Raw genomic sequence first — 22,633 nt, forward strand, 5'->3', positions numbered from 1 at the left:
CCGACATTGATGCTCAACCCGTCATTCGGGTTCAGGATAACGAAGGTTGACGATCATGACCATGGCGCAGCAAAAATGCACTCCCGCTCCCGATCATCGCTGGATTTCGTGGCTCGCGGACGGATTTAGCTGGTTCGCGCCCAGAAAAAGGGCGCATCTCGACATCAGGGACCTGTCGCCGCATCTGCAGCGCGACCTCGGTTTTCTCGACGGCAACGACCCTTTCGGCCAGCACCAATAGCCTTGCCGGCTTTATCGCCAAGCCGTCAAATGCTGGCCAGCAGGGCGGCCGCGGTGCGCTCGTCGGTGATGAGCCCGTTGACCAGCCGGCGGTTGACGGCCGCCAGGATGCCGGGCAGCTTGCGCTCGCCCATGGCAAGCGCGATGACCAGCGACTTCTCACGCGACGGCAGCGCCGCCGACGACACCCGGTCATTGGTGATGCCTTCGATCATGCGGCCTTCGCGATCGAACACCCAGCCGACGATTTCGGCGACGCCGCCGGCTTTCTGCAAGGCTTTCAGCTCGCTTTCGGAAATGAAGCCATCCTCGTAGAGCGGCGCCTTCGGGCCAAGGTCGCCGATACCGATGAAGGTGACATCGGCCTCGGCGGCAAGCGCCAGCGTCGGCTGGATCATCGGCTGGTTGAGCAGCATTTCGCGCTCCTGCGGCGAGGATGCGATGACCGGCAGCGGCATCGGGAAGGATCGCGCCTTGACCCTGTCGGCCATGGTGAAAATGACGTTGTAGAAGGCGGCCGAACCGTCCGGCGAGATGTTGCCGGTCAAGGACACCACCTTGTGCTGCGGGCATTCCATCGGCGGCAATTGTTCGATCGCCGCCTTCAGCGTGCGTCCGGTGCCGATGCCCATGACGATCGGCGTCGGCGATCGCAGCCGCCGCTCGATCTCGGCGGCCGCCGCTTCGGCGATGCCGATGGTGGTGGAGGATGAATTGGGGTCGCTCGGCACCACCTCGACAAGATCGAGCGCAAAGCGCGATTTCAGCCGCGCGGCAAGGTCGAGGCAGTTGGCTATCGGATGATCGACGCGGACCTTGATCAAGCCTTCCGACACCGCCAGCGACACCAGCCGCTGCGCCGTCTGCCTCGATATGCCGAGCGTGGCGGCGATCTGGTCCTGTGTGTTGCCGGCAACATAATAGAGCCAGCCGGCGCGCGCCGCGTCGTCCAGCCTATTGCTGCCGCCATCCTGCCGGGTATTCACGTCCTGCCTCCCGAACCCGCCGATCATCGGGCGGTCCGTATCACTTTCGCAGGGAATGGCTGCCTGCGCAATTGTCAATCTTGAGAGCAAATGCTTGCGCCGATACAGCGGAGGTTTTCTCCGGCAACATCAGGCGGGAGCAGGCGCGGCCGGTTCCGTTTCCACCAGAAAGCATGTTCCATGCCCGCCAAAGGTTTATCTCCCGCCGCAAACCCTTTAAGGGATCGCAAAAAGGAGCGCTGCATGACACCGAAGGCGGTTTTCTGGGACATGGACGGCACGCTGGTCGACAGCGAACCGCTGCACGCGGCGGCCCTCATTGCAGCGATGCGCAATGCCGGCCTCACGCCGCCTGACGATCTGCACGAGCGTGTGCTCGGCGTCGCCGCCTGGCCGGTCTACGCAATGATGCGCGGCGAGTTCGGGCTGCAACTGCCCTTCGACGAATGGATCGTTCACAAATATGAGCATTACCTGCCGTTGGTCGAAGGATTGAAGCCGCGCCCGGGCGCGATCGAGGTCTTCAATGAGTTGCGCGCGCTCGGCATTCAGCAGGCGGTGGTCTCCAATTCGGACCGGATGATCGTCGACGCCAACCTGCGCATGGTCGGCCTCACCTATCCCGGCATGAAGACGATCAGCCGCAACGACGTGCGGGAAGGCAAGCCGCACGCCGAGCCTTTCCTGCGCGCCGCCTATCTGGCCGACGTCGATCCCGCGCACGCCGTCGCGGTCGACGACAGCTGGCCGGGCGCCATGGCGGGGCTGGCAGCGGGGATGAAGACCATCTTCTGGCCTGAAAAGCCGATGGAAGGACCGCCCGGCGCCATCGTCATCAACAGCGCCGCGGAATTGCGGGCTCAACTCGGACTGTAGCCCTCAGTTCCGGTACGCCGGCTCCTGTTCGTCGAGGATCGCCTTCAACTCGGCGAGATGACGTTCGGCTTGGCCTGGATAATCGTCCATCTCGCTCGCCGCCTTCTCGGCGATCGCGTCGGAGAGCGTGCGCAACGGCCGGCCGGTCCACAGCGCCTTGATGTAGGTCTCGGCGGCGCGCTCGAAATAGAACATGCGGTTGAAGGCGTCGGCGACGGTGTCGCCGACGACCAGCACGCCATGGTTGCCCATGACCATTACCTTGACCTTGGGGTCGGCGAGAAGCTGCGAGCAGCGCTCGCCCTCTTCCTCGAAGGCCAGCCCGCCATAATGCGCGTCGACGACGTGACGGTTGAAGAACATCGCCGAATTCTGGTCGATCGGCGGCAGAGTCGAGTCGGCAAGCGAGGCCAGCACGGTGGCGTGAATCGAATGGACATGCATGACGCAGCGCGCGTGCGGCACATTGCGATGGACGGCGCCATGCAGGCCCCATGCCGTCGGGTCGGGTGCATTGGGGCCTGACAGCGTGTCGGGATCGTTGGCGTCGATTTCGATCAGGTCGCTGGCCTTGATGCGTGAGAAATGCACCTGGTTCGGGTTCATCAGGAACCTGGTGCCGTCATCATTGACCGCCAGCGAAAAATGATTGGCCACCGCCTCGTGCATGTTGAGCCGCGCCGTCCAACGGAAGGCGCAGGCGAGATCGACGCGCTCTTCGTAGAAGGGCAGGTTGGTCAGCGTTTCCTTCTGCAGGCGGGCAATACTCATCTTAAAAGTCCTCCGGTTTCGGCAAGAATGCCGCGCTCCGCTGGTGCCCGCAACCGCTTTCGCTTGGTGCAGAAGGCCAGCTATGCCGCCGTGCTTGCGGCGCCCACGGTCCGCAATCCGCCGTGCTCGACGATGAAATCGATGACCTCCTGGAGGCCCTTGCCGCGCGAAAGATCAGTGAAGCCGAACGGCCGTTTGCCGCGCATGCGGCCGGCATCGCTCTCCATGATGTCGAGATTGACGTTCACATAGGGCGCAAGGTCGCTCTTGTTGATGATGAGGAAATCGGAACGCGTGATCGCCGGGCCGCCTTTGCGCGGGATCTCTTCGCCCTGGCAGACCGAGATGACATAGAGCGTCAGGTCGGCAAGGTCCGGCGAGAAGGTGGCGGCCAGGTTGTCGCCGCCGGATTCGATGAAGATGATGTCGAGATCGGGGAACTTCCGGTTCAGCTCCGCGATAGCCTGCAAATTGATCGAGGCGTCCTCGCGGATGGCCGTGTGCGGGCAGCCGCCGGTCTCGACGCCGACGATGCGGTCCTCCGGCAGCGCCTGCAGCCGGGCCAGCATCATGGCGTCTTCCCGGGTGTAGATGTCGTTGGTGACGACGGCGATGGAGAACTCGTCGCGCAGCGCCTTGCAGAGTTTTTCGGTGAGCGTCGTCTTGCCGGAACCCACGGGGCCGCCAATGCCGATGCGAAGAGGACCGTTAGCTTGTGTCATGCCGGAAACTCCGTGATGGCGAGGACCGCGAAACTAAGCCCGATCAGCAGGCACAGCGGCGAATAGAGAATGGTATCGAGCCGCGCGAAAGGCTGTTGCGGAGCCAGCCGCCGCCACCGGGGCGTGAAACCGGCGATGCCGCGCCCCAGGAACACCAGACCGATCAGCATCGACGTGGCGGCAAGCCCCTCCTTTGGAAAGGGCGAGGCAAAGAAACCGATGAGCGCCAGCGGCCAGAGCGTTGCCAGGCCAAGGCAAGCGGCAACGGCGAAGCTGGCGAACGGCGTCGGCATTTCGTCGACGCCGCGAAAGCCGACGACGGCGTGGGCGCAGGATGCGGCATCCCTGCCCGGCCAGATGCCGCCGATGCCCCAATAGACATGCAGCGCCGTGATCAGCAGCAGGACGAATGAGAGGATGAAGGCGAGGAGGATCATGAACGGAACAATCGCGAATACTGGGTTTCGTGCTTCATCGCCATGATGTCGGAGACGAAGGCGCAGCCGCCGAGATCGTCCGGTGTCGAGCGGGATGCGCGGGCAGCGGTCGAGAGCGCCAGTGGCTCGAAGCCGGCCAGCAGCGTCGTGGCCTCGTTCTGGCCGATCACGCCGAGCCGGATCGCAGCCTGGACGAGGTTGGAGAAGAAGGCCTGCAGGAAGGCGGACAGCGCGTCCCGCAACGCAATGCCATTGCCGCCGGCGACAGTGCCGACAGCGACGCAATAGGCGCATTCGGCCGGCAAGCGCTCCAGCGCGGCATTGGGCCAGGCGCCGGCCGCTTTGAGGAAGGCCGCACCTTGCAGCATGGTCTCGGTGTGGCGTTCGCGCGAGCCGGCCAAAGCCTCAGCCAGTGCTGCGACTTCGGTCAGATCGCCGCCTTCGCGGGCGCGGCGCCAGCCCTCTGCGAACAGCACGGCATCGTTCCAGCCCGAACCCATCTCGACCAGCGTCTCCAGCCAGGAAGCAAGGCTATCGCCGTCGCTCACCAGTCCGTCATGCACCGCGCGCTCCAGGCCATGGCTATAGGCGAAGCCGCCGACCGGGAAGGCCGGCGACAGCCATGCCATCAGCCGCAGCAGGGCGATGCCGGAGGGCTGGTCAGTCATGATGATGATCGTGATGCGAATGCGCGTGGCTGTGCGAATGGGATTCGCCGTGGCCATGGCTGTGCGCTTCGGCATGGCTGTGCGCACGGCCATGATCGTGCCCTCCTGAATAGGCGCCGCGCACCGGTTTGAACGGTTCCGAGACGTCGCGCACCGTGGCTCCGAGCCCCTCCAGCATCGCCTTGATGACGTGGTCGCGCAGGATGAGGATGCGGTGCGCCTCGATGCCGGCGGCGAGATGGCGGTTGCCGATATGCCAGGCGAGCTCGGTCAGATGTACGGCGTCGCGGGCGCGGATGTCATAGACCTCTTCGGGCGCAGCGATGATCTCGATATGGCCGCCATCCTCCAGCACGAGCCGGTCGCCGTCGTTGAGGGCGACAGGTTCGGGCAGGTCGACGAGCACCTTGCTGCCGTCGGCAAGTTCGATGGCGCGGCGGCGCAGATGCCGCTCATCATGGGCAAGAACCGCACGACTGGTTGGCGCGACGGTCGCGGCCGTGCCGGCGGGCAGCACCGAGACGGCGCGTGGAAATTTGGTGAAGTCGGTGTTGATGTTGAGCTTCATTTCATGGAGCCTCCTTAGAGCGCCGCGCGTCCTCTTGGACGCGCAAAGGACGCTCTAATACTTTGAATCTATGCATCGTGCTTTCCAAAAATCGATTCCGACTTTCGGGCCGATGCATTGGCTTGCGCCCGCGCACGGGCAGGCCTCGACAACACGCGGTCGAAATAGGCGTTGACGCGGTCGGAGTCGATCGCGAACCGGCCGGCACGCGCCCAGCCGCCCATGTCGCCAAGCAGCACATCGACGGCCGAGAACCGGTCGCCGAGTGCAAACGTTTTGTCGCCAAGCCTGCGCTCCAGCGCCTTGACCTCCGACGCAAAATCAAAGGCCGCGGCAGGGCCGACATCGACCCGCACTTCCCTGGGCAAGAGGAAGCGGTGGCGCAATTTGTTCCACAGCGGCGCCTCGAACTCCGACTGTGCGAAGTGCATCCAGGAATCCATCTCGGCACGGCCGGCGATCCCAGGATTGGCGCCCAGGCCTTTGTCGGGGTGCTTGTCGGCGAGATAGACACAGATCGCGGCCGAATCCGTCACCGTCAGCTCGCCGTCGATGAGGATCGGCACCTTGCCCGACGGATTGAGCGCATAGGCTTCCGGCGAGCGCAGCTTGACCTCGACGAATTCATAGGGCTGCCCGAGCTCCTCCAGCATCCAGAGGACGCGACTGACCCGGGATCCGCGCGATCCGACGGCCTTGTACATCATTGAACCTGCCTTTCCCCGGAACTCTAGATCATCGGCCGATCTCATACGATCGTGTCGAAGAGCCGCAGGATGAACGATATCTGGTAGATCAGCGCGGCCGCGACGAAGGCGATGTGGAAGCGGCGGTCGCGCACCACGATCGCGGCGATGCAAAACGCAACGAAGACCGGCGTGCGGAACAGATATTCGTTGCCGAAGCGGGCGAAATGCTCAGGACCTTTCAACAGCGTGTCGATGATATCGAGCAGATAGGTCGCCGCCAGCAGTCCGAAGAACCAGGCGCGGCGCGAATAGAAGAAATCCTCGTAGCTGGTGTAGTCGAGCATCGAGTCCGGAAACAGCATCGCGCAGAGCAGGAACAGCGTGATGGCGTAGAAAATGATGAAAAGATATTTGCCGAAGGTCCACGTTTCGATGGCGTAGAGGCCGAACTCCCACCACCAGAAATGCACCAGCATCAACAGCACCGAGGCGACCCAGGCCAGATGCACGGGATAGAGCCGGTACTGGCCAGGATGCTGGACGATGCGCGCCACCCCCGACAGCAGGCGGGCGACACCAAGCCCGATCACCATGCCCATGACGATGCGGATATGCGGAAAGATATCGTGGGCGGAGGCTATTTCGGTGGCCATGACGGCCGCTCGCCAGGGGATGGAACGTCCGTCAGAACCACTATCTGTCTATTCTCGCATAAGGTTGTCCGAAGACCACGGTGATCCTGGGAAATAGTCATCGTCTAAAATTTCCTTGATCCCATAGGGGCAATCGACAGGGAAATCCCGATCTCTCAGGCCTGTTTCGTCCTGTGCCTTCAATCTTGCTATCTTGAACTCTCGATCGAGCACCTGCGCAGGATATGTTCTGAGGCTCGGACTCTCATCAAGCAGTCCCGCAATCCGAAGCCGTTGCTCCCGAATTGTCAGCAACCAGCCCGTTTTGCGCTGCTCAGGCTGAAACTCCCATTTCAGCAAGTGAAGGACCAAAGTGCCGAGCCTGCTCGCAATTTCCCTTTTGTCGCTCCGCCCCAAGCTCTCGATCTCCTCAGCAACATTCTCACGATCGATGTCGGAAAGACGACCTTCGCGCAGCAGCGCGCCCTGCTCGGCGCACCACTGAGCATAGTCGGCCTCGTAGGGCGTCAATTGCTGTTTGCGGAATATCTTGTTCATTGAGGACATATTGCTCCCAAAGTGTACGATTTCCAAGTCCGCGAAGAACGAGTGGGCCTATTCGGACAGCCCCGCACAACCTACTCACCGCCGCATTTAACGAAGGCCATGGCTCGCGACAATCCTATCAAAACAGAAAATACCGCTGCGCCATCGGCAGCACGGTCGCCGGCTCGCAGGTCAAGAGTTCGCCGTCGGCGCGTACCTCGTAGGTTTCCGGATCGACCTCGATATGCGGCGTGGCGTCGTTGAGCACCATCGAGTGCTTGCCGATGCCGCCGCGCGTGTTTTCGACGGCGACGAATTGCTTGTCGACGCCGAGCCTGCCGTGCAAACCCGATTCGAGCGCGGCCTTCGAAACGAAAGTCACGGACGAGTTGGTCCGGGCTTTGCCATAGGCGCCGAACATCGGCCGGTAGTGCATCGGCTGCGGCGTCGGGATCGAGGCGTTGGGATCGCCCATCGGGGCGGCGGCGATCATGCCGCCGATCAGCACCATATCCGGCTTGACGCCGAAGAAGGCCGGATTCCACAGCACCAGGTCGGCGCGTTTGCCGACCGCGATCGAGCCGATCTCCTTCGACAGCCCGTGCGCGATGGCCGGATTGATGGTGTATTTGGCGATATAGCGGCGGACGCGGAAATTGTCGTTGTCGCCGGTCTCCTGCGGCAACGACCCGCGCTGGCGCTTCATCTTGTCGGCGGTCTGCCAGGTGCGGATCGCCACCTCGCCGACGCGACCCATGGCCTGCGAGTCGGACGAGATGATCGAGAAAGCGCCGATGTCGTGCAGGATGTCTTCGGCGGCGATGGTTTCCTTGCGGATACGGCTTTCGGCAAAGGCGATGTCCTCGGGGATCGACGGCGACAGATGATGGCAGACCATCAGCATGTCGAGATGCTCGGCCAGCGTGTTGACGGTATAGGGCCGAGTCGGGTTGGTCGAGGACGGGATGACGTTGGGCAGGCCGCAGACCTTGATGATATCTGGCGCATGACCGCCGCCGGCGCCCTCGGTGTGGAAGGCGTGGATGGTACGGCCCTTGATGGCCGCCACCGTATTCTCGACAAAGCCGCTCTCGTTCAGCGTATCGGTGTGGATCATGACCTGCACGTCGTAGTCGTCGGCGACCGACAGGCAGCAGTCGATCGCCGCCGGCGTCGTGCCCCAGTCCTCGTGGAGCTTGAGCGAGCAAGCGCCGCCCAGCACCATCTCTTCGAGTGCTGCAGGCAGAGAGGCGTTGCCCTTGCCCGACAGGCCGATATTCATCGGGAAGGCGTCGAAGGACTGGATCATGCGCGCCATGTGCCATGGCCCCGGCGTGCAGGTGGTGGCCAGCGTGCCATGCGCCGGGCCGGTGCCGCCGCCGAGCATGGTGGTGATGCCCGACATCAGCGCCTCCTCGATCTGCTGCGGGCAGATGAAGTGGATATGCGCGTCGAAGCCACCGGCGGTGAGGATCTTGCCCTCGCCGGCGATGATTTCCGTGCCGGGACCGATGATGATGGTGACGCCACCCTGCGTATCGGGATTGCCGGCCTTGCCTATTGCCGCGATGCGGCCATCCCTGAGGCCGATATCGGCCTTGAAGATGCCGGCGCTGGCATCGATCACCAGCGCGTTGGTGATGACGGTGTCGACCGCGCCTTGGGCACGGGAAACCTGGCTCTGGCCCATGCCGTCGCGAATGACCTTGCCGCCGCCGAATTTCACCTCCTCGCCATGAATGGTGAAATCCTTCTCGACCTCGATGATCAGCTCGGTGTCGGCAAGCCGCACTCTGTCACCGACCGTCGGGCCATACATCTGGGCGTAGGCGGCACGGGTTAGTCTGGCCATCAGCGATTGCTCCCGAAATGCGGTGTGATCGAAGCCGAGCTGCACATTGTCGCCATCCAATAGTCACGCAATGACCCGCTCGGCGACACCTTCTGAACCCATTTGGCGGTTGAGGTTGGGGCGCCACCCCAAAACGACCGTTTGCCAAATCGATGGAAGGAAAATCCATGCGCAAAACGATAGTTCTTGCAGCTGCCGCCACCCTGATGCTGGTTGGTGCCGCCAGTGCCCAGCAGCAGCCCGCCCAACAGCCCGCTCCAACCGCGCCGGCTCCAGCCGCCCCTGGCGGTCAGCAGGCCGCGCCGGCGATCCAGAGCGTCAACGTCATCGACATCAGCGAGTTGCCGAAGGACACGCAGACGCAGGTCAACCAGGTGATCGCGCAGCGTGGCGACGCAGGCCTGCAGAAACTGCGCAGTTCGATCGACGCCACCCCCAAGGTGAAATCCGCTCTCCAGGCCAAGGGAATGACCTCGGCTCAAGTGGTCGCGGCCAGCATGGAGCCGAATGGCGCGCTGACCCTGATCACCAAGAAAGCGAGTTAAAGACCCGGCGTGGCGGGCCGGTATCCGGTCCGCCCGCCGAATCGTGACAGGAACCGTGGCAGAGCCGGAGTCGTTTCGTTTCCTGAGCGTCGAAACAAACCGCGAAAGTGGACGATGACCGACACCAACTTGCCCGATGTCCGTTGGCTGCACGCCGTTGCCGGGGCTGCGTTTCTGGTGGTGAGTCTCCCCCCGGCGGCGCTGAACGCGCAGGGCCTTCAAAGTCCGGAGACCGTCGACCGCATCGTCGGCTCGCAAGTCAACCAGGAAGAGGCCAAGACGACCGCCGAGATCGGAAAGGTCAATTCGGCGATCGACCGCACGCGTGAAAATATCAGCACGGTGCGCAAGACATCCAAGCTCGACAAGGTCGATATCGTGTTCCTGACCGACGCGGCGCGCAGCGAGGGCGGCCCGCCGCCGGCCATCGAGAACAAGGTCCGGCAGCATCAGGACGATGTTACCGAACTGCGCAAGGAGATCGAGGCCAACGCCCTGCTCTACAATGCCATCGAGTCTCGGCGCGTGCTTGCCGAGGACGTTCTCGCCGTCGAGTTCGACGATCCCGGAAAGATCGTCATCTATGCGGCCGCCAAACCGTCTGGCTGAGCCGAAGGCATCGTTTGCTTTCAGGGTTGCCCCGAAGCCGTTGGCCGGCCTTGCGCACCAGGCATGAGACGCCCTCACAGCTTGCCCATCACCTTCTGCTGAAATCCATAGACCTCGCGCTTGCCGCCGAGCGGCACCAGCGTGACGTCGCGTTCCTGCCCCGGTTCGAAGCGCGTGGCGGTGCCGGCGGCGATGTCGAGGCGCATGCCGCGCGCGCGCTCGCGGTCGAACTTCAGCGCCTCGTTGGTTTCGAAGAAATGGTAGTGGCTGCCGACCTGGACCGGGCGGTCGCCACTGTTGGCGACTTTCAGGGTGACGGTCGGCAGACCCTTGTTGAGTTCGATGTCGCCTCGAGCAGGGATGATTTCGCCGGGGATCATGGGACCTCACACGACGCCGAAGGCGAGGCCGACGCCGATCGCCGCGCAGGCGGCACCCGCGATACGGGCCACACCACGGAACCTCAGGCCGAGGCTCAGACCAGCGGCGATGCCGATGGCATGGAGCAGCACGGTGGCGATGGCAAAGCCGGTCATATATTCGAGCCCGCCGGCATTTTCCGGCACTTCCGTGCCATGGGCGTGGCCGTGAAACAGCGCGAACAGACCGATGATGGCGACACCGGCCGAAACGGGCAGATCGACCGCCAACGCCACCAGCAGTCCAACCGCCACGACGGAGGCCAGTATGCCCGGCTCGACGAACGGCAACGGCGTATGAGCCATACCAAGGGCCGCGCCACCCAGCATGACGGCGACGAACGCCGCAGGCCAGGCCCAGATCGCCTTGCCGCCCTTGAGGGCCGCCCACAGACCGACAGCGAGCATCACCGTCATATGGTCGAGGCCGGACAGCGGATGCGTGAAGCCGGCCATGAAGGAGGATGTCGTGCCAATGCCGACATGGGCGTAGGCAGGCATGGCGGCCGCCACGAGCAGGATCGCCGAGAGGCACAGGCGTTTGACAGGGATCATTTTACTTGCCTTTCGTTTTGCGGTGTCAGGCGGCCTTGCGGGGGCCGCAGCCCTCGGCCTTGAGCACGCGTTTGGTCGAAGCCGGATATTTCTTCAGCATCGCGGCGGGGCGAATCGGCCGGGCTGTAAAATTGCCACCGCAGTTTGGGCAGACGCCGCCAAGCACGTTTTCGACACAGCCGGCGCAGAAGGTGCACTCGAAGGTGCAGACCAGCGCATCCTTCGCCTCCGGCGGCAGATCCTTGTCGCAGCATTCGCAGTTCGGGCGCAGCTCCAGCATTTTCTCTCCTCACCGGATGGGTTCGTGCACGGTCACCAGCTTGGTGCCGTCGGGGAATGTCGCTTCCACCTGCACGTCATGGATCATCTCGGCGATGCCTTCCATGACCTGCGCGCGGCTGACGACATGGGCGCCGGCCTCCATCAGCTCGGCGACCGGGCGGCCATCGCGGGCGCCCTCGACAACGAAATCGGTGATCAGCGCGATGGCTTCTGGATGGTTGAGCTTGACGCCGCGCTCGAGCCGCTTGCGCGCCACGATCGCCGCCATGGCGATCAGCAGCTTGTCCTTTTCCCTTGGCGTCAGGTTCATGCGTCTTCCTGAAATGATGCGGCCACAGTCACAGTGACCATAATTTGGGCAACCCCGCCCTTCCGTTGAGCAATTCGACGAGCGGGACCAGCCGCTGGCGCAGGTGGTAGCCGTCCCCGGCGTAAAGCCTCGCAAGAAGCTTGCCAGATGTCTTCACTGTCCAGACGCTGGCGCCGCCCCCGTCGCCAATGATCTCCCGAACCGGGTCGAGCAAGGCTTCCGCGCGCGGCGACACCAGCAGCAGCGTAGCCACGGCGATCGCGCCGCCTGATGTCGCCGGACGGGCCAGAGTGTCGGCGATATCGGGGCCGATGCGGAAATCCTCGGCATGAATGAGAATTCCTTCCCTGCGGATACGCCAGCGGTCGCGAAAAGTGCCCTGTGCGGCACGTTCGCCCATGGCCAGGCGGCCGAAGACGGCCGCTTCCAGCACCAGCGCCTCGGCCCCCACGGCAAGTTCGACATCCAACGTACGGACAAACGCGGCGCGGTCGAAGACAATGGTTTCCTGCGGCAGCCAGGCGATGCTGCCGTTCTGACCGACGGTCAGCTTGACCCGCACTTCGGCATGGTCCGACGCGGCACGATAGATCTTTTCGCAGGCCTGGGTCGTTATCGTGGCGCTGGCATCCGCGCCGACGTCGACATCCCAGCCGAGGCGGTCGCCGCCGGTCAGCCCGCCGGCGGTATTGATCAGGACGGCCTCCAGCGGTCCGGCCGAAACGGCCGGCAGCCTTATCTTGGCGGAGCCGTCCTGATAGAGGCGCCGCAGCCGCGTGCGTCCGTCGATGCAGGCGCAACCAAGCTGCGCCTTGCCCGCCGCGCGCTGGGCCAGCTGGCCCGAGAACTTCGTATTTTCGATCGTATCCACGCCGTCAGGTTAAGCACTGTGGCGCTTTTGTCGACATATAGCTTGTTGCTTGATGGCGTTTCCGTTTCTATAGAGGGAACCACCTTGGTACGGTCAGGCGACGCTTGGCGGGGGTAGAAGGCGAAGATCGCGGCCTGATATCGAGGACAAGAAGGCGCTGTTCAGCGTCGGAAACGACAAGTGGGGAAGAAACCGAATGGCTGACCAGCTGGCAACGGACATCATCGAAAAGATCAAGGCCCATGCCGAGCCTGGCGGCGAGGAAATCACCACCACGACCGAATTGACGGCGCTGGGCATTCATTCGCTGGAGCTGACCGAGATCATCTTCGACCTCGAGGAGCAATATGGCATCGAGATCGAGATGAACACGGTCGATGCCTGGAGCAATCTGAAGAATGTCGGCGACATGGTCGAGGCCGTTCGCGCGCTGATCGCGAAAAAAGCCTGACCGAATGCTGAAGCGTGTCGTCATTACCGGCATCGGTGGGCTGTGCGGATTGGGCACCGATGCGCAGGCAATCTGGGCCGAGATGCGGGCCGGCCGGTCGGCGATCGGCCCGATCGACAATCCCTTCCTGCACGACCTGAAGGTCAAGACAGGCTGCGAGATCAAGGCGCTGCCGGATCACGGCATCGAGCGCAAGCAACTGGTGTCGATGGATCGCTTCAGCCTGCTGGCGGTGATCGCGGCGAAAGAAGCCATGCGGCAGTCCGGATTGGTCCCGCATGCGGACAATACCTATCGGATGGGAACCATTGTCGGTGTTGGCGTCTGCGGGTTCGAGACGGTCGAGGAGAACTATCGCGCCATCCTGATCGAGGGCAAGAATCGCGCCGGCATCTTCACGGTTCCCAGGGTCATGCCGGGCGCCGCCTCCGGCCAGATCAGCATGCATCTGGGTTTGCGCGGACCGGTGTTCGGCGTCACGTCGGCCTGTTCGTCGGCCAATCATGCCATCGCATCGGCGGTCGACCAGATCAGGCTCGGCCGCGCCGACGTCATGGTGGCCGGCGGCACCGAGGCGCCGCTGGTGTGGGGCGTGCTGAAGGGCTGGGAGGCACTGCGTGTGTTGTCGCCCGACACGTGCAGGCCATTTTCTGCCGACCGCCAGGGCCTGGTGCTGGGCGAGGGTGCCGGCATGGCGGTTCTGGAAAGCTACGACCATGCGATGGCGCGCGGCGCCACCATTTTGGCCGAGATCGCCGGCGCCGGCCTTTCGGCCGATGCCTCGGACATAGTCGCGCCTACCGTCGAGGGACCGGAAGCGGCGATGCGCTTCTGCCTGGCCGATGCCGGGCTCAATCCCGAGGATGTCGACTACCTCAACGCGCACGGCACCGGCACCAAGGCCAACGACCAGATCGAGACCACCGCGATCAAGCGCGTCTTCGGCGACCATGCGCGGGCGCTCTCCGTCTCCTCGACCAAGTCGATGCATGCGCATTGCCTCGGCGCCTCGGGCGGGCTGGAGATGATCGCCTGCGTCATGGCGATCCGCGAAGGCGTTGTGCCGCCGACGGCAAATTACCGCGAGGCCGATCCCGACTGCGATCTTGACGTGACGCCGAATGTCGCGCGCGAGCGCAAGGTGCGCGCCGCCATCAGCAATAGCTTTGCCTTTGGCGGCACCAATGCGGTGCTGGCCTTCAAGGCCATCTAATCCTGGCGGTTACTACCTGCCCCGGGCGGTTACTACCTCCCGGGCGGTTACTACCTCCCCGGGCAGTCACCACCGTCCCGGTCGGTCACCACCTGCCCCAGGCGGTCCGGAACGGTTGACTATCCGTGCATGGTGAAAGCGTCGCCGCCATATTGATCCCATCCGACCGCAGCCCTAGCTAATTCTTGGCAGACCCGCCGCCCCCGCGCCGCTTGGCGCAAATCCCCCCGCTCAGGAGTTCTCGATGGCCGACTTGTCCGCCTTTCCGATCGCAACCCGTTGGCCAGCGAAGCATCCGGACCAGATTCAGCTCTATTCGGCAACGACGCCGAACGGAGTGAAGATATCGATCGCGCTGGAGGAACTCGGCCTGCCCTATGAGCCGCATCTGATCAACATCGGCAAGAACGAGAGCTGGACCCCGGAATTCCTGTCGCTCAATCCCAACGGCAAGATTCCGGCGATCATCGATCCCAACGGCCCTGACGGCGCGCCGATCGGCCTGTTCGAATCCGGCGCCATCCTGCTCTACCTCGCTGAAAAGACCGGCCTGCTCATCCCAGCGGATGCAGCACGGCGCTACGAAACGATCCAGTGGGTCTTCTTCCAGATGGCCTCCGTCGGGCCGATGTTCGGCCAGGTCGGTTTCTTCCACAAATTCGCCGGCCGCGAGATCGCCGACAAGCGGCCGCTGGAGCGTTACCGCGACGAATCGCGCCGCCTGCTCGGCGTTCTCGACGTCAGGCTGAAGGGCCGCAAGTGGATCATGGACAATGACTACACCATCGCCGACATCTCGCTGCTCGGCTGGGTGCGCAACCTGATCGGCTTTTACGAGGCGCGCGATCTGGTTGGCTTCGATGATTTCACCAATCTGGCAGCGTGGCTGGAGCGCGGTCTGGCGCGGCCGGCAGTGCAGAAGGGCCTGACCATTCCGGCGCGGAGCTGAACCCCGCCGGCCCCACGGGGACAAGGCCCTACTTTGCTTTCGCCTTGGATCCGCCCTTGCCGACCACGGAGGCGGCGAGGGACGCCACGCCTCGCGCCGTGGCCACGACCGCTCCAGCGGCAATGTTGGCCGCCGTGCGAACCTTCGAGCCGCCTGCGGCCGGCTTCCTCGCTTGGGCTGTCTTGGCAGCCGCTTTTGGCGCGGTCACTTTCGGCGCGCCACCTGGTACGACCTTCTTCGGCGGCGCCTTGCCGAAGGCCTTTGTATCCTTGGAGCGCTGGGCGACCGCCGGGCCAGCCCCGGCCGTCGATTGCGGCGCTTTCGGTTGGGCTGACTTGCCCCTGGCGGGCTTTTTTGCTTTGGTTGCCATCGGACGGAATCCCTCTTCTGGCATGATTGCCTGATCGGGATAACGCCTTGTAAGTCTTAAGGTTCCCGTCGAAAAATACCGAAAATTAAACAGGTTGATCGAGATTAACCCGCGTTAACCAATGACCAAGTCGGCCGCCCGGCGCCGTGCCAGCACGCGTTCGATGTTGGGCATGTCGTTGGAGGCGATCCAGGCGCGCGCATCCGCCTCGGAACGGCCATGCTCGTGCCAGCGTTCCATCAGGCGGCGTTCGAGCTCGTTGCGCGGCACGTCGACGAAGATCGAGAAATCGAACAGCGGCGCCAGCCGCGACCAAGGCTCCTCGTCGAGCAACAGGTAATTGCCTTCGACCAGGATGAACTTGGTCTCGGCGCCGACGATCGCCGCGGCGGCGCGCGACAATTCCATACCGCGGTCGAAGACCGGTATGGCGATTTCGGGCTCGCCGGCGCGGATGCGCTTCAGAAGCGCCTCGAAGCCGCCGAAGTCGAACGTGTCGGGCGCGCCCTTCCGCGCGCGCAGGCCGCGCTGCTCGAGCACGATGTCGTCATAGTGGAAGCCATCCATGGGCACGACTTCCACCGCGCCTTCCGGCAAAAGATCATGCAGACTTGCCGATAATGCCGACTTGCCGGCGCCCGGCGGCCCGGCAATGGCGACGATGAAGCGCTTCGCCTTGCCGGCGCGCTTGAAGATGGTGGCGGCGAGGTGGGCGATTTCGGACATTTTGGCTCCTTCCGCACGATTTCAGACGCATCTTGTCGGCGGTCGCTGGAAATTTCAAACCGCGATTTGCACGATTTAGAGCGAACAGGCGTGGAAGTCAGCGCTGGCGAATGCGATTAATCCTTACGGCTTTGCCCTTCAGCGTGCCGCTGGCAGGCCGATGCGCAGGAATTCGCTGTCGAACGGGACCTCCGATGCCGCCGCGCCAGCCAACCGCAGACGGCCATCCGCCGTGGTGATCTCCCGTGGTGGCTCGCCGCCCGACAGCGGTAACGCGCCGATGACATGGCGGAACGAGACGCCGCGGTCCTCGCCAAGCGCGAATGCCGTCGCCACGCCTTCGCGCTTCAGCCAGTTGTCGCCGAGCGAGGCGGCGTGGCCAATCGCCGTGCGCCCATCCTCGATGCCGAGCACACCGAGATGGCGGCCGCTCCACGGCGCGTAGTCGCGCCCGCCATTGCTGAACCACAGCATGGTGACCGGCAGTTCGGCCGGGTTCTTCAGCACCAGCACCAGATCGTCCTCGGCGTGGCGGGCAAGCGCGGTCCAGCCCGGGCCGCCATGGTCGGCCTCGACCAGAGTGAGGAAATCCTCGCGCCGGTGCTCTATGCGGTAGTTCGTGAGATCCAGCGTGCCGCCGCCGGCAGCGGGAAAATGCGCGAGGTCGGACGACCGCGCCGGATACGCCAGCATGAAGCGGCCGCGCCCGGGGTCCGGCTCCAGCGGATCGGCCGGGGTGGCGGCAAACCGCTTCGGCGAGAACGCCAGCCTGCCGCCGCCTTCCATCGCCGTCATCGGGTGGTGGGCGACCGAGATCGCGCCGGACCCACCGGAAAACACATGTTCCTGGTAGAGGAAGGGATGGTCGTCGCGCAGCGTGAAAATCTTGTCGACGCCGGCACCCATCACCTTGTGGCGCAGCCGGAAGACAGCGCGCCATCCGCCATCCGTGGCGCCGCTGTCGACCACATCCCAGGCACTGTTGGCCGGCCAGCCATGCAGCGGTGCCTCCTCGACATCGCTGCGCGAAAACGGCGCGCAGAGAAAGTCGCCGGAGAGCCGGACGGTGCCCTGCGGCAGGTCAGGAGGCAGCGTCTCGCCGGCGTCGACCCAAGGTGCGCGGTGCAGTGGCCTGAGCTTGCGCCCGTTACTTTCAATGACCATGTCGGCGATGTGGCCGACCGTGAGGTCGAGCGAAACCGAGATGCCCTTGGCGTTGATCGTGACTGTATCCATGGCGCTCTCACCCGAATCTGACGGTGCGAACAGAACCCGTTCCGTGTGGATTGCGCAAGCGCAGCGTCAGGCATTTTGCATCAGGGTGGAGGGATGTATTGTCGAACGTGAAGCGGATTTCCTTTCGAGGCTAGCGCCCTACGAAGCCCCCTCTCCGGCCGCTACGCGGCCACCTCTCCCCCGCCTTCGGCAGGGGCGAGGAAACCAGGTCGTGCTGCACTCGACATTCCCAGGGCTAACCGGCATTAACCAAATGGACGCATCCGCCGCGTTACGTTAGCTTCGCCTTATCTCAGCAACAGCATTGCCAGAACAGTCCAGCCCTTGTCCTTTTCGCGTCTCTTTCCGCTCCTCCAGAAAATCCTGGCTGCCCTCACCTTGGCGGCCATGGTTGCCGGCTGCTCGACCATAACCCCGCCCGACAGCGTGCTGGCCGTTCCGGCACCGCCGCAGAAATACGCGGCCATCGTCGTCGATGGACGGAGCGGCAAGCAGCTGTTCGAGGTCAATTCGACGGCGCCGCGCTATCCGGCGTCGCTGACCAAGATGATGACGCTCTACCTGCTGTTCGAGGCGATGGACACCGGCCGCGTCACCAAGGAGACGCAGATCCCGGTTTCCGACCACGCCGCCTCGCAGCCGCCGACCAAGATGCGCTTCCGGCGTGGCGAGACGATCGACGTCGATTCCGCCATCCGCGCCATCGTCGTCAAATCGGCCAATGACGTGGCGGTGGCGGTGGGCGAATATCTCGGCGGCTCGGAGGACCAGTTCGCCGCCATGATGACCTCCAAGGCGCGCCAGCTCGGCATGAGCAGCACTACCTTCCGCAACGCGTCGGGCCTGCCCGACGACGGCCAGATGACGACCGCGCACGACATGGCGGTGCTCGGCATGTCGTTGCAGCGACGCTTCCCGCAGCACTTCCACTATTTCTCCGAAAGCGACTTCATGTTCCGTGGCAGGCTGGTACGCGGCCACAACGACATGCTCGGTCGCGTGCGCGGCGTCAACGGCATCAAGACCGGCTATATCAGGGCCTCCGGCTTCAACATCGTCACCTCCTACGACGCCGACGGCCGCCAGTTGATCGTGGTAGTGATGGGCGCCGACAGCGCCCGCCAGCGCAACGACCATGTCGAAGCGCTGATCCAGCGCAGCCTGTCGCCCACCATGGCCGACACCAAAACCAGGCTGATGTTCGCCGAACAGCAGTGAGGTGGGGAGCCTCCCCATCTCTTCGTCATCCACGGGCGGAGCAAGGAGCGAAGCGATGTGGCGCAGACCCGAGGATCCATGCCGCGACCTCGGGGCGCCGCCACGGTGCGGATCCTGCTCCGCTGCACCCGCAGCCGGCTATTGTCTTGCGACTGTCACGCAATCGTGCGGAAGACGTGGCATAGGCTGCGGAATCCGACGGTGGATATGCCCCACCGCGATGGCGTATTCTAAACTAAGCACGACAGCAGGAGCCCATCATGAGCACCGTTCCCAAGGCATCCGAGCAGAAGTCGGCCGACAATGAGAACGACAGCGGTGGCGAATATTTCGAGGCGCCGACCACCGAAGCGGATCTGCACGGCGTTTCCGACGAGCATTTCGACACGCCCGAAGTGCCGGATTCCGAACCGTCAGGGCCTGGCACATCGCGGCTGAAGCCGAAGAAAAAGCCGTCGGCGATCTCGGGCCGTAAATTCCGCAAGCGCGACCTCGTACGCATCGACACGCTGCGCCCGAGTCTCGCCGACCGCATTCACTCGGACCACCCCGACCTGCCCAAAGGCGCCCGCATCAGCCGCGAGGAACTCGGCCGCTACCGCATGCGCTACATGGAGGAGCTGCTGCAGCAGGAGCACGGCGAATTCTCCGAGCTCGACCGGCAGGTGGTGGAATCGATCGCCCGGCAGGACACGATTTCGGAAAACAGCGAAGAAGAATTCGAGGAGCACCGGACGTTCGCCGACCGCGTCTCCGACGGCATGGCCGCCTTCGGCGGCAGCTGGTGGTTCCTGATCTCGTTCGGCAGCGTGCTTCTGGTGTGGATCGGCATCAACCTGTTCGAAGGCATGGCCGGCGCCTTCGATCCCTACCCCTTCATCCTGCTCAACCTGCTGCTCTCCTGCATCGCCGCCATCCAGGCGCCGATCATCATGATGAGCCAGAAGCGCCAGGAGGTGAAAGACCGCCTGCGCTCCTTCAACGACTACCGCGTCAACCTCAAGGCCGAGCTCGAAGTGCGCCATCTGCACGAAAAACTCGACTACCTGATCTCGCGCCAATGGACGCGGCTGGCCGAGATGCAGCAGATGCAGCTCGATGCCATGCATGAACTGGCGAGTGCGAAGAAGGCGAAGCGGGCGACGCGCGCGCGGCGGCCGGTGAAGAGCCCGGCGGGGGAGTAAGGGGCGGTGCCCCGCAGTGGACGAGGTCTCTGCCACCAAGCCCCGACCACTCTAACTCTTTGCGTTACGCAAACGCATAATTCCTGTAATTGCTTTAGTACTCAATCGAGCTCGATCCAAGCTGGCGCATGGTCGCTTGGCTTCTCCCAGGCGCGCAATTCGACGTCCACCCCGGCATTGCGCAGTTTGTCCGAAAGGGAAGGGCTCACGAGCAGGTGGTCCATTCGGAGGCCGGAACTTCGATCGTAGCCGCCCCGGTATGAGAAGTTCCAGTATGTGTAGATGCCCTTCTCGGGGTGGATGCGCCGGACGGCATCGATCCAACCATTCCCCAGCATTTCGGCGTAGGCTTGCCTGCTCTCCGGAAAGTACACCGCGTCCCCTAGCCATCGTCCGGGCACCACGGCGTCGATTGCGGTTGGAACGACGTTATAGTCGCCGCAGAGAATGCTAGCGCCGTCTGTGACTAGCAGCTGGCCGTAGCTGATCAGGCGATCGAACCAGCGGAGCTTGTAGTCGAATTTTGGACCTGGCGCCGGGTTGCCGTTGGGCAGGTAGAGACAACCCACAACAAGCCCATTCACCTCGGCCTCGATGTAGCGGCTGTGAGTGTCGTCTGGATCCCCGGGCAGACCTCGCCGACGTTCTAGTGGTTTTGTCCCTCGAGCTAGGATAGCTACACCGTTGTAAGACTTCTGCCCGTGCCAGATCGCGCCGTAACCCGCGTCCAGGATCGCATCAGCAGGGAACTTGTCGTCGGATGTCTTTAGCTCTTGAAGGCAGACAATGTCGTACGTGGTTTCACTCAGCCATTTGAGCAGCACCGGCAGGCGGCCGTTGACGCCGTTCACGTTGAACGTTGCGATGCGAGTCATTGGACTTTCCGTAGGCTAGGCAGCGCTTCTCAACGCCGGACCGTTCACTACGATCCCGGTCTAAGTGCAAAATCGGGAGGTTCAACGGAACCGGATGTTTCTTGGCGTCTGACGATCCAATGCCCCTGAGCCAGTCAAATCGGCCCAGGAGGCGCCGTGAGCAACTCGCAAAGGGCGTCCCCCGAAGCAGCCGGGGAGCCAATGGGCCGCTCCGCGTCGGCCGCCATAGAAAAGGCCGCTCCAACCGAATGCAGATGGAACAGCCTTCTCATGGCATAGCGGTGTTAATAGGCTTTTTTGGATGCCGCGGTCTTCGCGGTGTGCTTCTTGTGCTTCACCGGGCTCTTGTGCTTAACCGGGCACTTGTGCTTCTTCGTCGGCTTGCAAGCCTTCTTGGTCGTAACGTTCTTCGCGTGCGGCTTCGCAGTCGTTGCCGCCTTGGTCATGGTGGTCGTTGCGGTCGCAGCTGGAGCGGTCGTCTTGGTGGCGGCGGCGGTACCGGGAGCTGGCATCGACAAAGCCAGCGCAACGGCGAGACCGAGGGCGGAGAGAAGGGACTTGTTCATGGTTTTTTCTCCTTGCTATGCAGGTCGGTTTTCACTGCATCCGGATCGATCGGCGTCACGCCAAGCAGCTTCACAGCATTTGCGAGCATTCGGATTCCCTGTGCCTGCTTCTTGTTGGCGCAGAACCGATTTCCCTTTCTTTGCAGCGCTTTCGCCGCGGTGACCTGCGTTGACGCGGCATGGGTTTCGAGGGCTTCGTCAACTTGGCGGCTGAGATTGGTGCAGCGCTCGGTTCGGGTCGCCGCAACCTTTGCCTCGCCAGCTTCGACCGGACTGGTAGCGAGCGAAATGCCGAGCAACGCACTCATCAAGCTGATCGAGAACCTTTGCATCGCTTGTCGCCAATCCGAACAAGTGCCGCAGTGCGGCAGCCGATGAAACCCTCTCCAGCCAATTCTACGCCCGAACGATTTCTGGAGTTTTTCTGGTTTATTTCTGAATTGTGTCTGAGGCCGCGCGCGCGCTTTGCCCCGCGTAAAAACGGAACATCGGGGCGCATTGGGGAGTGTTGCGAAGCCCTTCGAAAAGGTCCGCCCCGATCGCCTCGGGTGCGGCAACTTTCGTATCAGTCTGGCATGAATTCGCTACGGCCTCGGCAAGCATCGCCCGCCTCCGAGTCCAGCAAAGGCTCAGGCATCCCAGTTCCGCCGGCCTCTACTGCTTGGCGGCGGCTTCCAGGTAGGCGATCACATTGGCGACGTCGGCATCGTTCGGGAGCCCGGCGAAGGGCATCTTGTTGCCGGGCACCTTTGTCTTCGGCGACTTGATGTATTCAGCGAGATTGGCCTCGTCCCAGACCAGGCCGCCCGCACCTGCCTTCTTCATCGCGTCGGAATATTTTGCCTGGAAGCTCGGCAGAGAACCTGCCTTTCGGCCGATGACGCCATGCAAGGATGGACCGATCTTGTCCTTGTCGGTCGTCGCTTCATGGCAGACCATGCATTTGGTGAAGATCTTCTTGCCGGCGTCGGCATCGCCCGCTGCAAAGGCCGGGGTGGTCGCGATAAATGAAATCGCAAGAAGGGCCGCGTTCAGTCTCATGGCATTCTCCTCCCTCAAATCGGCGCCGTCCGCGCCGTGGATGCTAGCGCATGTCGCCCGAAAGTAACCTCGATTTTGGTACAGCGACATGCATAAGGCTAAAATTAGCGGGTCGCACGCCCCCTTTTCGACGCCACGCGCTTCAATGCCGCGCACGGTAACGCATCAAACGGTATTTAGGTTGCAGACCGGGCGGCCGAACGCGACAAGGCCGGGGAACAATGCT

At 63.3% G+C, this 22,633-nt stretch carries 31 protein-coding genes; 9 read left to right on the forward strand and 22 right to left on the reverse strand.

Translation table 11 applies throughout. From position 1 onward, the window contains the following. Positions 1-55: 55 nt before the first annotated feature. A complete protein-coding gene (locus LB536_RS08790) occupies positions 56-241 on the forward strand; it encodes a hypothetical protein (protein WP_224591100.1) in 186 nt (61 codons plus the stop codon). A gap of 25 nt (positions 242-266) precedes the next feature. On the opposite strand, the gene LB536_RS08795 is transcribed toward LB536_RS08790, so the two are convergent. Then, on the reverse strand, positions 267-1,226 hold the full coding sequence (locus LB536_RS08795; RefSeq protein ID WP_140757321.1) for a sugar-binding transcriptional regulator: 960 nt from the start codon (positions 1,224-1,226) through the stop codon (positions 267-269). A 243-nt stretch (positions 1,227-1,469) separates the two neighbouring features. Here LB536_RS08795 and LB536_RS08800 point away from each other — a divergent pair, with 243 nt between their 5' ends. Beyond that, positions 1,470-2,102 carry an HAD family hydrolase gene (locus tag LB536_RS08800; RefSeq protein ID WP_224591102.1) on the forward strand — a complete coding sequence of 211 codons (633 nt, stop codon included), beginning with the start codon at positions 1,470-1,472 and terminating at the stop codon, positions 2,100-2,102. A 3-nt stretch (positions 2,103-2,105) separates the two neighbouring features. Here the strand turns inward: LB536_RS08800 and LB536_RS08805 are convergent, their stop codons facing one another. The 9 genes from LB536_RS08805 to ureC form a co-directional block, all read right to left on the reverse strand. Next, a complete protein-coding gene (locus LB536_RS08805; RefSeq protein ID WP_224591103.1) occupies positions 2,106-2,873 on the reverse strand; it encodes a class II aldolase and adducin N-terminal domain-containing protein in 768 nt (255 codons plus the stop codon). Between the two features lie 80 nt (positions 2,874-2,953). Next, complete coding sequence (gene ureG, locus LB536_RS08810) at positions 2,954-3,595, reverse strand: urease accessory protein UreG (protein ID WP_140812319.1); 642 nt, start codon at positions 3,593-3,595, stop codon at positions 2,954-2,956. Then, on the reverse strand, positions 3,592-4,032 hold the full coding sequence (locus LB536_RS08815; protein WP_224591105.1) for a DUF3995 domain-containing protein: 441 nt from the start codon (positions 4,030-4,032) through the stop codon (positions 3,592-3,594). Before LB536_RS08815 ends, ureG begins: the two co-directional genes overlap by 4 nt. Further along, the gene (locus LB536_RS08820; RefSeq protein ID WP_224591107.1) at positions 4,029-4,700 is read right to left on the reverse strand and encodes an urease accessory protein UreF; all 672 of its coding nucleotides are present in this window, start codon (positions 4,698-4,700) and stop codon (positions 4,029-4,031) included. Before LB536_RS08820 ends, LB536_RS08815 begins: the two co-directional genes overlap by 4 nt. Then, positions 4,693-5,268, reverse strand: coding sequence for an urease accessory protein UreE (locus LB536_RS08825; RefSeq protein WP_224591109.1), 576 nt, complete (start codon positions 5,266-5,268; stop codon positions 4,693-4,695). The genes LB536_RS08820 and LB536_RS08825 overlap by 8 nt, the downstream gene beginning before the upstream one ends. 68 nt (positions 5,269-5,336) lie before the next feature. Continuing rightward, a complete protein-coding gene (locus tag LB536_RS08830) occupies positions 5,337-5,972 on the reverse strand; it encodes a glutathione S-transferase family protein (RefSeq protein WP_318013425.1) in 636 nt (211 codons plus the stop codon). Between the two features lie 44 nt (positions 5,973-6,016). After that, positions 6,017-6,610 carry a hypothetical protein gene (locus LB536_RS08835; RefSeq protein WP_224591113.1) on the reverse strand — a complete coding sequence of 198 codons (594 nt, stop codon included), beginning with the start codon at positions 6,608-6,610 and terminating at the stop codon, positions 6,017-6,019. A 48-nt stretch (positions 6,611-6,658) separates the two neighbouring features. Then, positions 6,659-7,147 (reverse strand): DUF29 domain-containing protein, encoded by a 489-nt coding sequence (locus LB536_RS08840; RefSeq protein WP_140757313.1) that lies wholly within the window; start codon positions 7,145-7,147, stop codon positions 6,659-6,661. A 127-nt stretch (positions 7,148-7,274) separates the two neighbouring features. After that, positions 7,275-8,987: an urease subunit alpha gene (gene ureC / locus LB536_RS08845; protein WP_411966538.1), complete on the reverse strand. Its 1,713-nt coding sequence runs from the start codon at positions 8,985-8,987 to the stop codon at positions 7,275-7,277. 167 nt (positions 8,988-9,154) lie between these two features. Here ureC and LB536_RS08850 point away from each other — a divergent pair, with 167 nt between their 5' ends. Both LB536_RS08850 and LB536_RS08855 read left to right on the forward strand, forming a co-directional pair. Beyond that, positions 9,155-9,532, forward strand: a complete 378-nt coding sequence (locus LB536_RS08850; protein ID WP_224591115.1) for a hypothetical protein — start codon at positions 9,155-9,157, stop codon at positions 9,530-9,532. Between the two features lie 114 nt (positions 9,533-9,646). Next, complete coding sequence (locus LB536_RS08855; protein WP_224591117.1) at positions 9,647-10,141, forward strand: hypothetical protein; 495 nt, start codon at positions 9,647-9,649, stop codon at positions 10,139-10,141. Between the two features lie 74 nt (positions 10,142-10,215). On the opposite strand, the gene LB536_RS08860 is transcribed toward LB536_RS08855, so the two are convergent. From LB536_RS08860 to LB536_RS08880, 5 genes are read right to left on the reverse strand one after another with little or no spacing between them, the layout of a single operon-like run. Continuing rightward, complete coding sequence (locus LB536_RS08860) at positions 10,216-10,521, reverse strand: urease subunit beta (RefSeq protein ID WP_224591126.1); 306 nt, start codon at positions 10,519-10,521, stop codon at positions 10,216-10,218. A gap of 6 nt (positions 10,522-10,527) precedes the next feature. Continuing rightward, positions 10,528-11,115 (reverse strand): HupE/UreJ family protein, encoded by a 588-nt coding sequence (locus LB536_RS08865; RefSeq protein WP_224591128.1) that lies wholly within the window; start codon positions 11,113-11,115, stop codon positions 10,528-10,530. A 25-nt stretch (positions 11,116-11,140) separates the two neighbouring features. After that, the gene (locus LB536_RS08870; RefSeq protein ID WP_224591131.1) at positions 11,141-11,395 is read right to left on the reverse strand and encodes a DUF1272 domain-containing protein; all 255 of its coding nucleotides are present in this window, start codon (positions 11,393-11,395) and stop codon (positions 11,141-11,143) included. A gap of 9 nt (positions 11,396-11,404) precedes the next feature. Next, complete coding sequence (locus LB536_RS08875) at positions 11,405-11,707, reverse strand: urease subunit gamma (RefSeq protein ID WP_015314510.1); 303 nt, start codon at positions 11,705-11,707, stop codon at positions 11,405-11,407. 28 nt (positions 11,708-11,735) lie between these two features. Then, the gene (locus tag LB536_RS08880) at positions 11,736-12,578 is read right to left on the reverse strand and encodes an urease accessory protein UreD (protein ID WP_224591133.1); all 843 of its coding nucleotides are present in this window, start codon (positions 12,576-12,578) and stop codon (positions 11,736-11,738) included. A 196-nt stretch (positions 12,579-12,774) separates the two neighbouring features. On the opposite strand from LB536_RS08880, the gene LB536_RS08885 reads away from it, so the two are divergent. From LB536_RS08885 to LB536_RS08895, 3 genes are all read left to right on the forward strand, one after another. Beyond that, on the forward strand, positions 12,775-13,029 hold the full coding sequence (locus tag LB536_RS08885; protein ID WP_027145432.1) for an acyl carrier protein: 255 nt from the start codon (positions 12,775-12,777) through the stop codon (positions 13,027-13,029). 4 nt (positions 13,030-13,033) lie between these two features. Further along, complete coding sequence (locus LB536_RS08890; RefSeq protein ID WP_140757305.1) at positions 13,034-14,242, forward strand: beta-ketoacyl-[acyl-carrier-protein] synthase family protein; 1,209 nt, start codon at positions 13,034-13,036, stop codon at positions 14,240-14,242. 244 nt (positions 14,243-14,486) lie between these two features. Then, positions 14,487-15,191 carry a glutathione S-transferase family protein gene (locus LB536_RS08895; RefSeq protein ID WP_224591135.1) on the forward strand — a complete coding sequence of 235 codons (705 nt, stop codon included), beginning with the start codon at positions 14,487-14,489 and terminating at the stop codon, positions 15,189-15,191. A gap of 28 nt (positions 15,192-15,219) precedes the next feature. On the opposite strand, the gene LB536_RS08900 is transcribed toward LB536_RS08895, so the two are convergent. The 3 genes from LB536_RS08900 to LB536_RS08910 all read right to left on the reverse strand — a co-directional run bounded on the left by LB536_RS08900 (position 15,220) and on the right by LB536_RS08910 (position 17,523). Further along, positions 15,220-15,561 (reverse strand): hypothetical protein, encoded by a 342-nt coding sequence (locus tag LB536_RS08900; protein ID WP_224591137.1) that lies wholly within the window; start codon positions 15,559-15,561, stop codon positions 15,220-15,222. A 114-nt stretch (positions 15,562-15,675) separates the two neighbouring features. Then, positions 15,676-16,287, reverse strand: coding sequence for a nucleoside triphosphate hydrolase (locus LB536_RS08905; protein ID WP_224591139.1), 612 nt, complete (start codon positions 16,285-16,287; stop codon positions 15,676-15,678). Between the two features lie 138 nt (positions 16,288-16,425). After that, positions 16,426-17,523 carry a hypothetical protein gene (locus tag LB536_RS08910; protein WP_140812303.1) on the reverse strand — a complete coding sequence of 366 codons (1,098 nt, stop codon included), beginning with the start codon at positions 17,521-17,523 and terminating at the stop codon, positions 16,426-16,428. Between the two features lie 324 nt (positions 17,524-17,847). Here LB536_RS08910 and LB536_RS08915 point away from each other — a divergent pair, with 324 nt between their 5' ends. Both LB536_RS08915 and LB536_RS08920 read left to right on the forward strand, forming a co-directional pair. Continuing rightward, positions 17,848-18,741 carry a D-alanyl-D-alanine carboxypeptidase family protein gene (locus tag LB536_RS08915; RefSeq protein WP_224591140.1) on the forward strand — a complete coding sequence of 298 codons (894 nt, stop codon included), beginning with the start codon at positions 17,848-17,850 and terminating at the stop codon, positions 18,739-18,741. A 260-nt stretch (positions 18,742-19,001) separates the two neighbouring features. After that, positions 19,002-19,925: a DUF1003 domain-containing protein gene (locus LB536_RS08920; protein WP_224591142.1), complete on the forward strand. Its 924-nt coding sequence runs from the start codon at positions 19,002-19,004 to the stop codon at positions 19,923-19,925. A 101-nt stretch (positions 19,926-20,026) separates the two neighbouring features. On the opposite strand, the gene xth is transcribed toward LB536_RS08920, so the two are convergent. The 4 genes from xth to LB536_RS08940 form a co-directional block, all read right to left on the reverse strand. Then, entirely contained in the window at positions 20,027-20,800 is a 774-nt protein-coding gene (gene xth / locus LB536_RS08925; protein WP_224591144.1) for an exodeoxyribonuclease III, read from the reverse strand. Positions 20,801-21,084: 284 nt separating this feature from the next. Next, a complete protein-coding gene (locus tag LB536_RS08930; RefSeq protein ID WP_140757296.1) occupies positions 21,085-21,366 on the reverse strand; it encodes a hypothetical protein in 282 nt (93 codons plus the stop codon). Continuing rightward, complete coding sequence (locus LB536_RS08935) at positions 21,363-21,698, reverse strand: hypothetical protein (protein WP_140757294.1); 336 nt, start codon at positions 21,696-21,698, stop codon at positions 21,363-21,365. Before LB536_RS08935 ends, LB536_RS08930 begins: the two co-directional genes overlap by 4 nt. 322 nt (positions 21,699-22,020) lie before the next feature. Beyond that, positions 22,021-22,407 carry a c-type cytochrome gene (locus tag LB536_RS08940; protein ID WP_140812301.1) on the reverse strand — a complete coding sequence of 129 codons (387 nt, stop codon included), beginning with the start codon at positions 22,405-22,407 and terminating at the stop codon, positions 22,021-22,023. Positions 22,408-22,633 lie beyond the last annotated feature (226 nt).

Source organism: Mesorhizobium sp. ES1-3 (assembly GCF_020164795.1).
Lineage (GTDB): Bacteria > Pseudomonadota > Alphaproteobacteria > Rhizobiales > Rhizobiaceae > Mesorhizobium.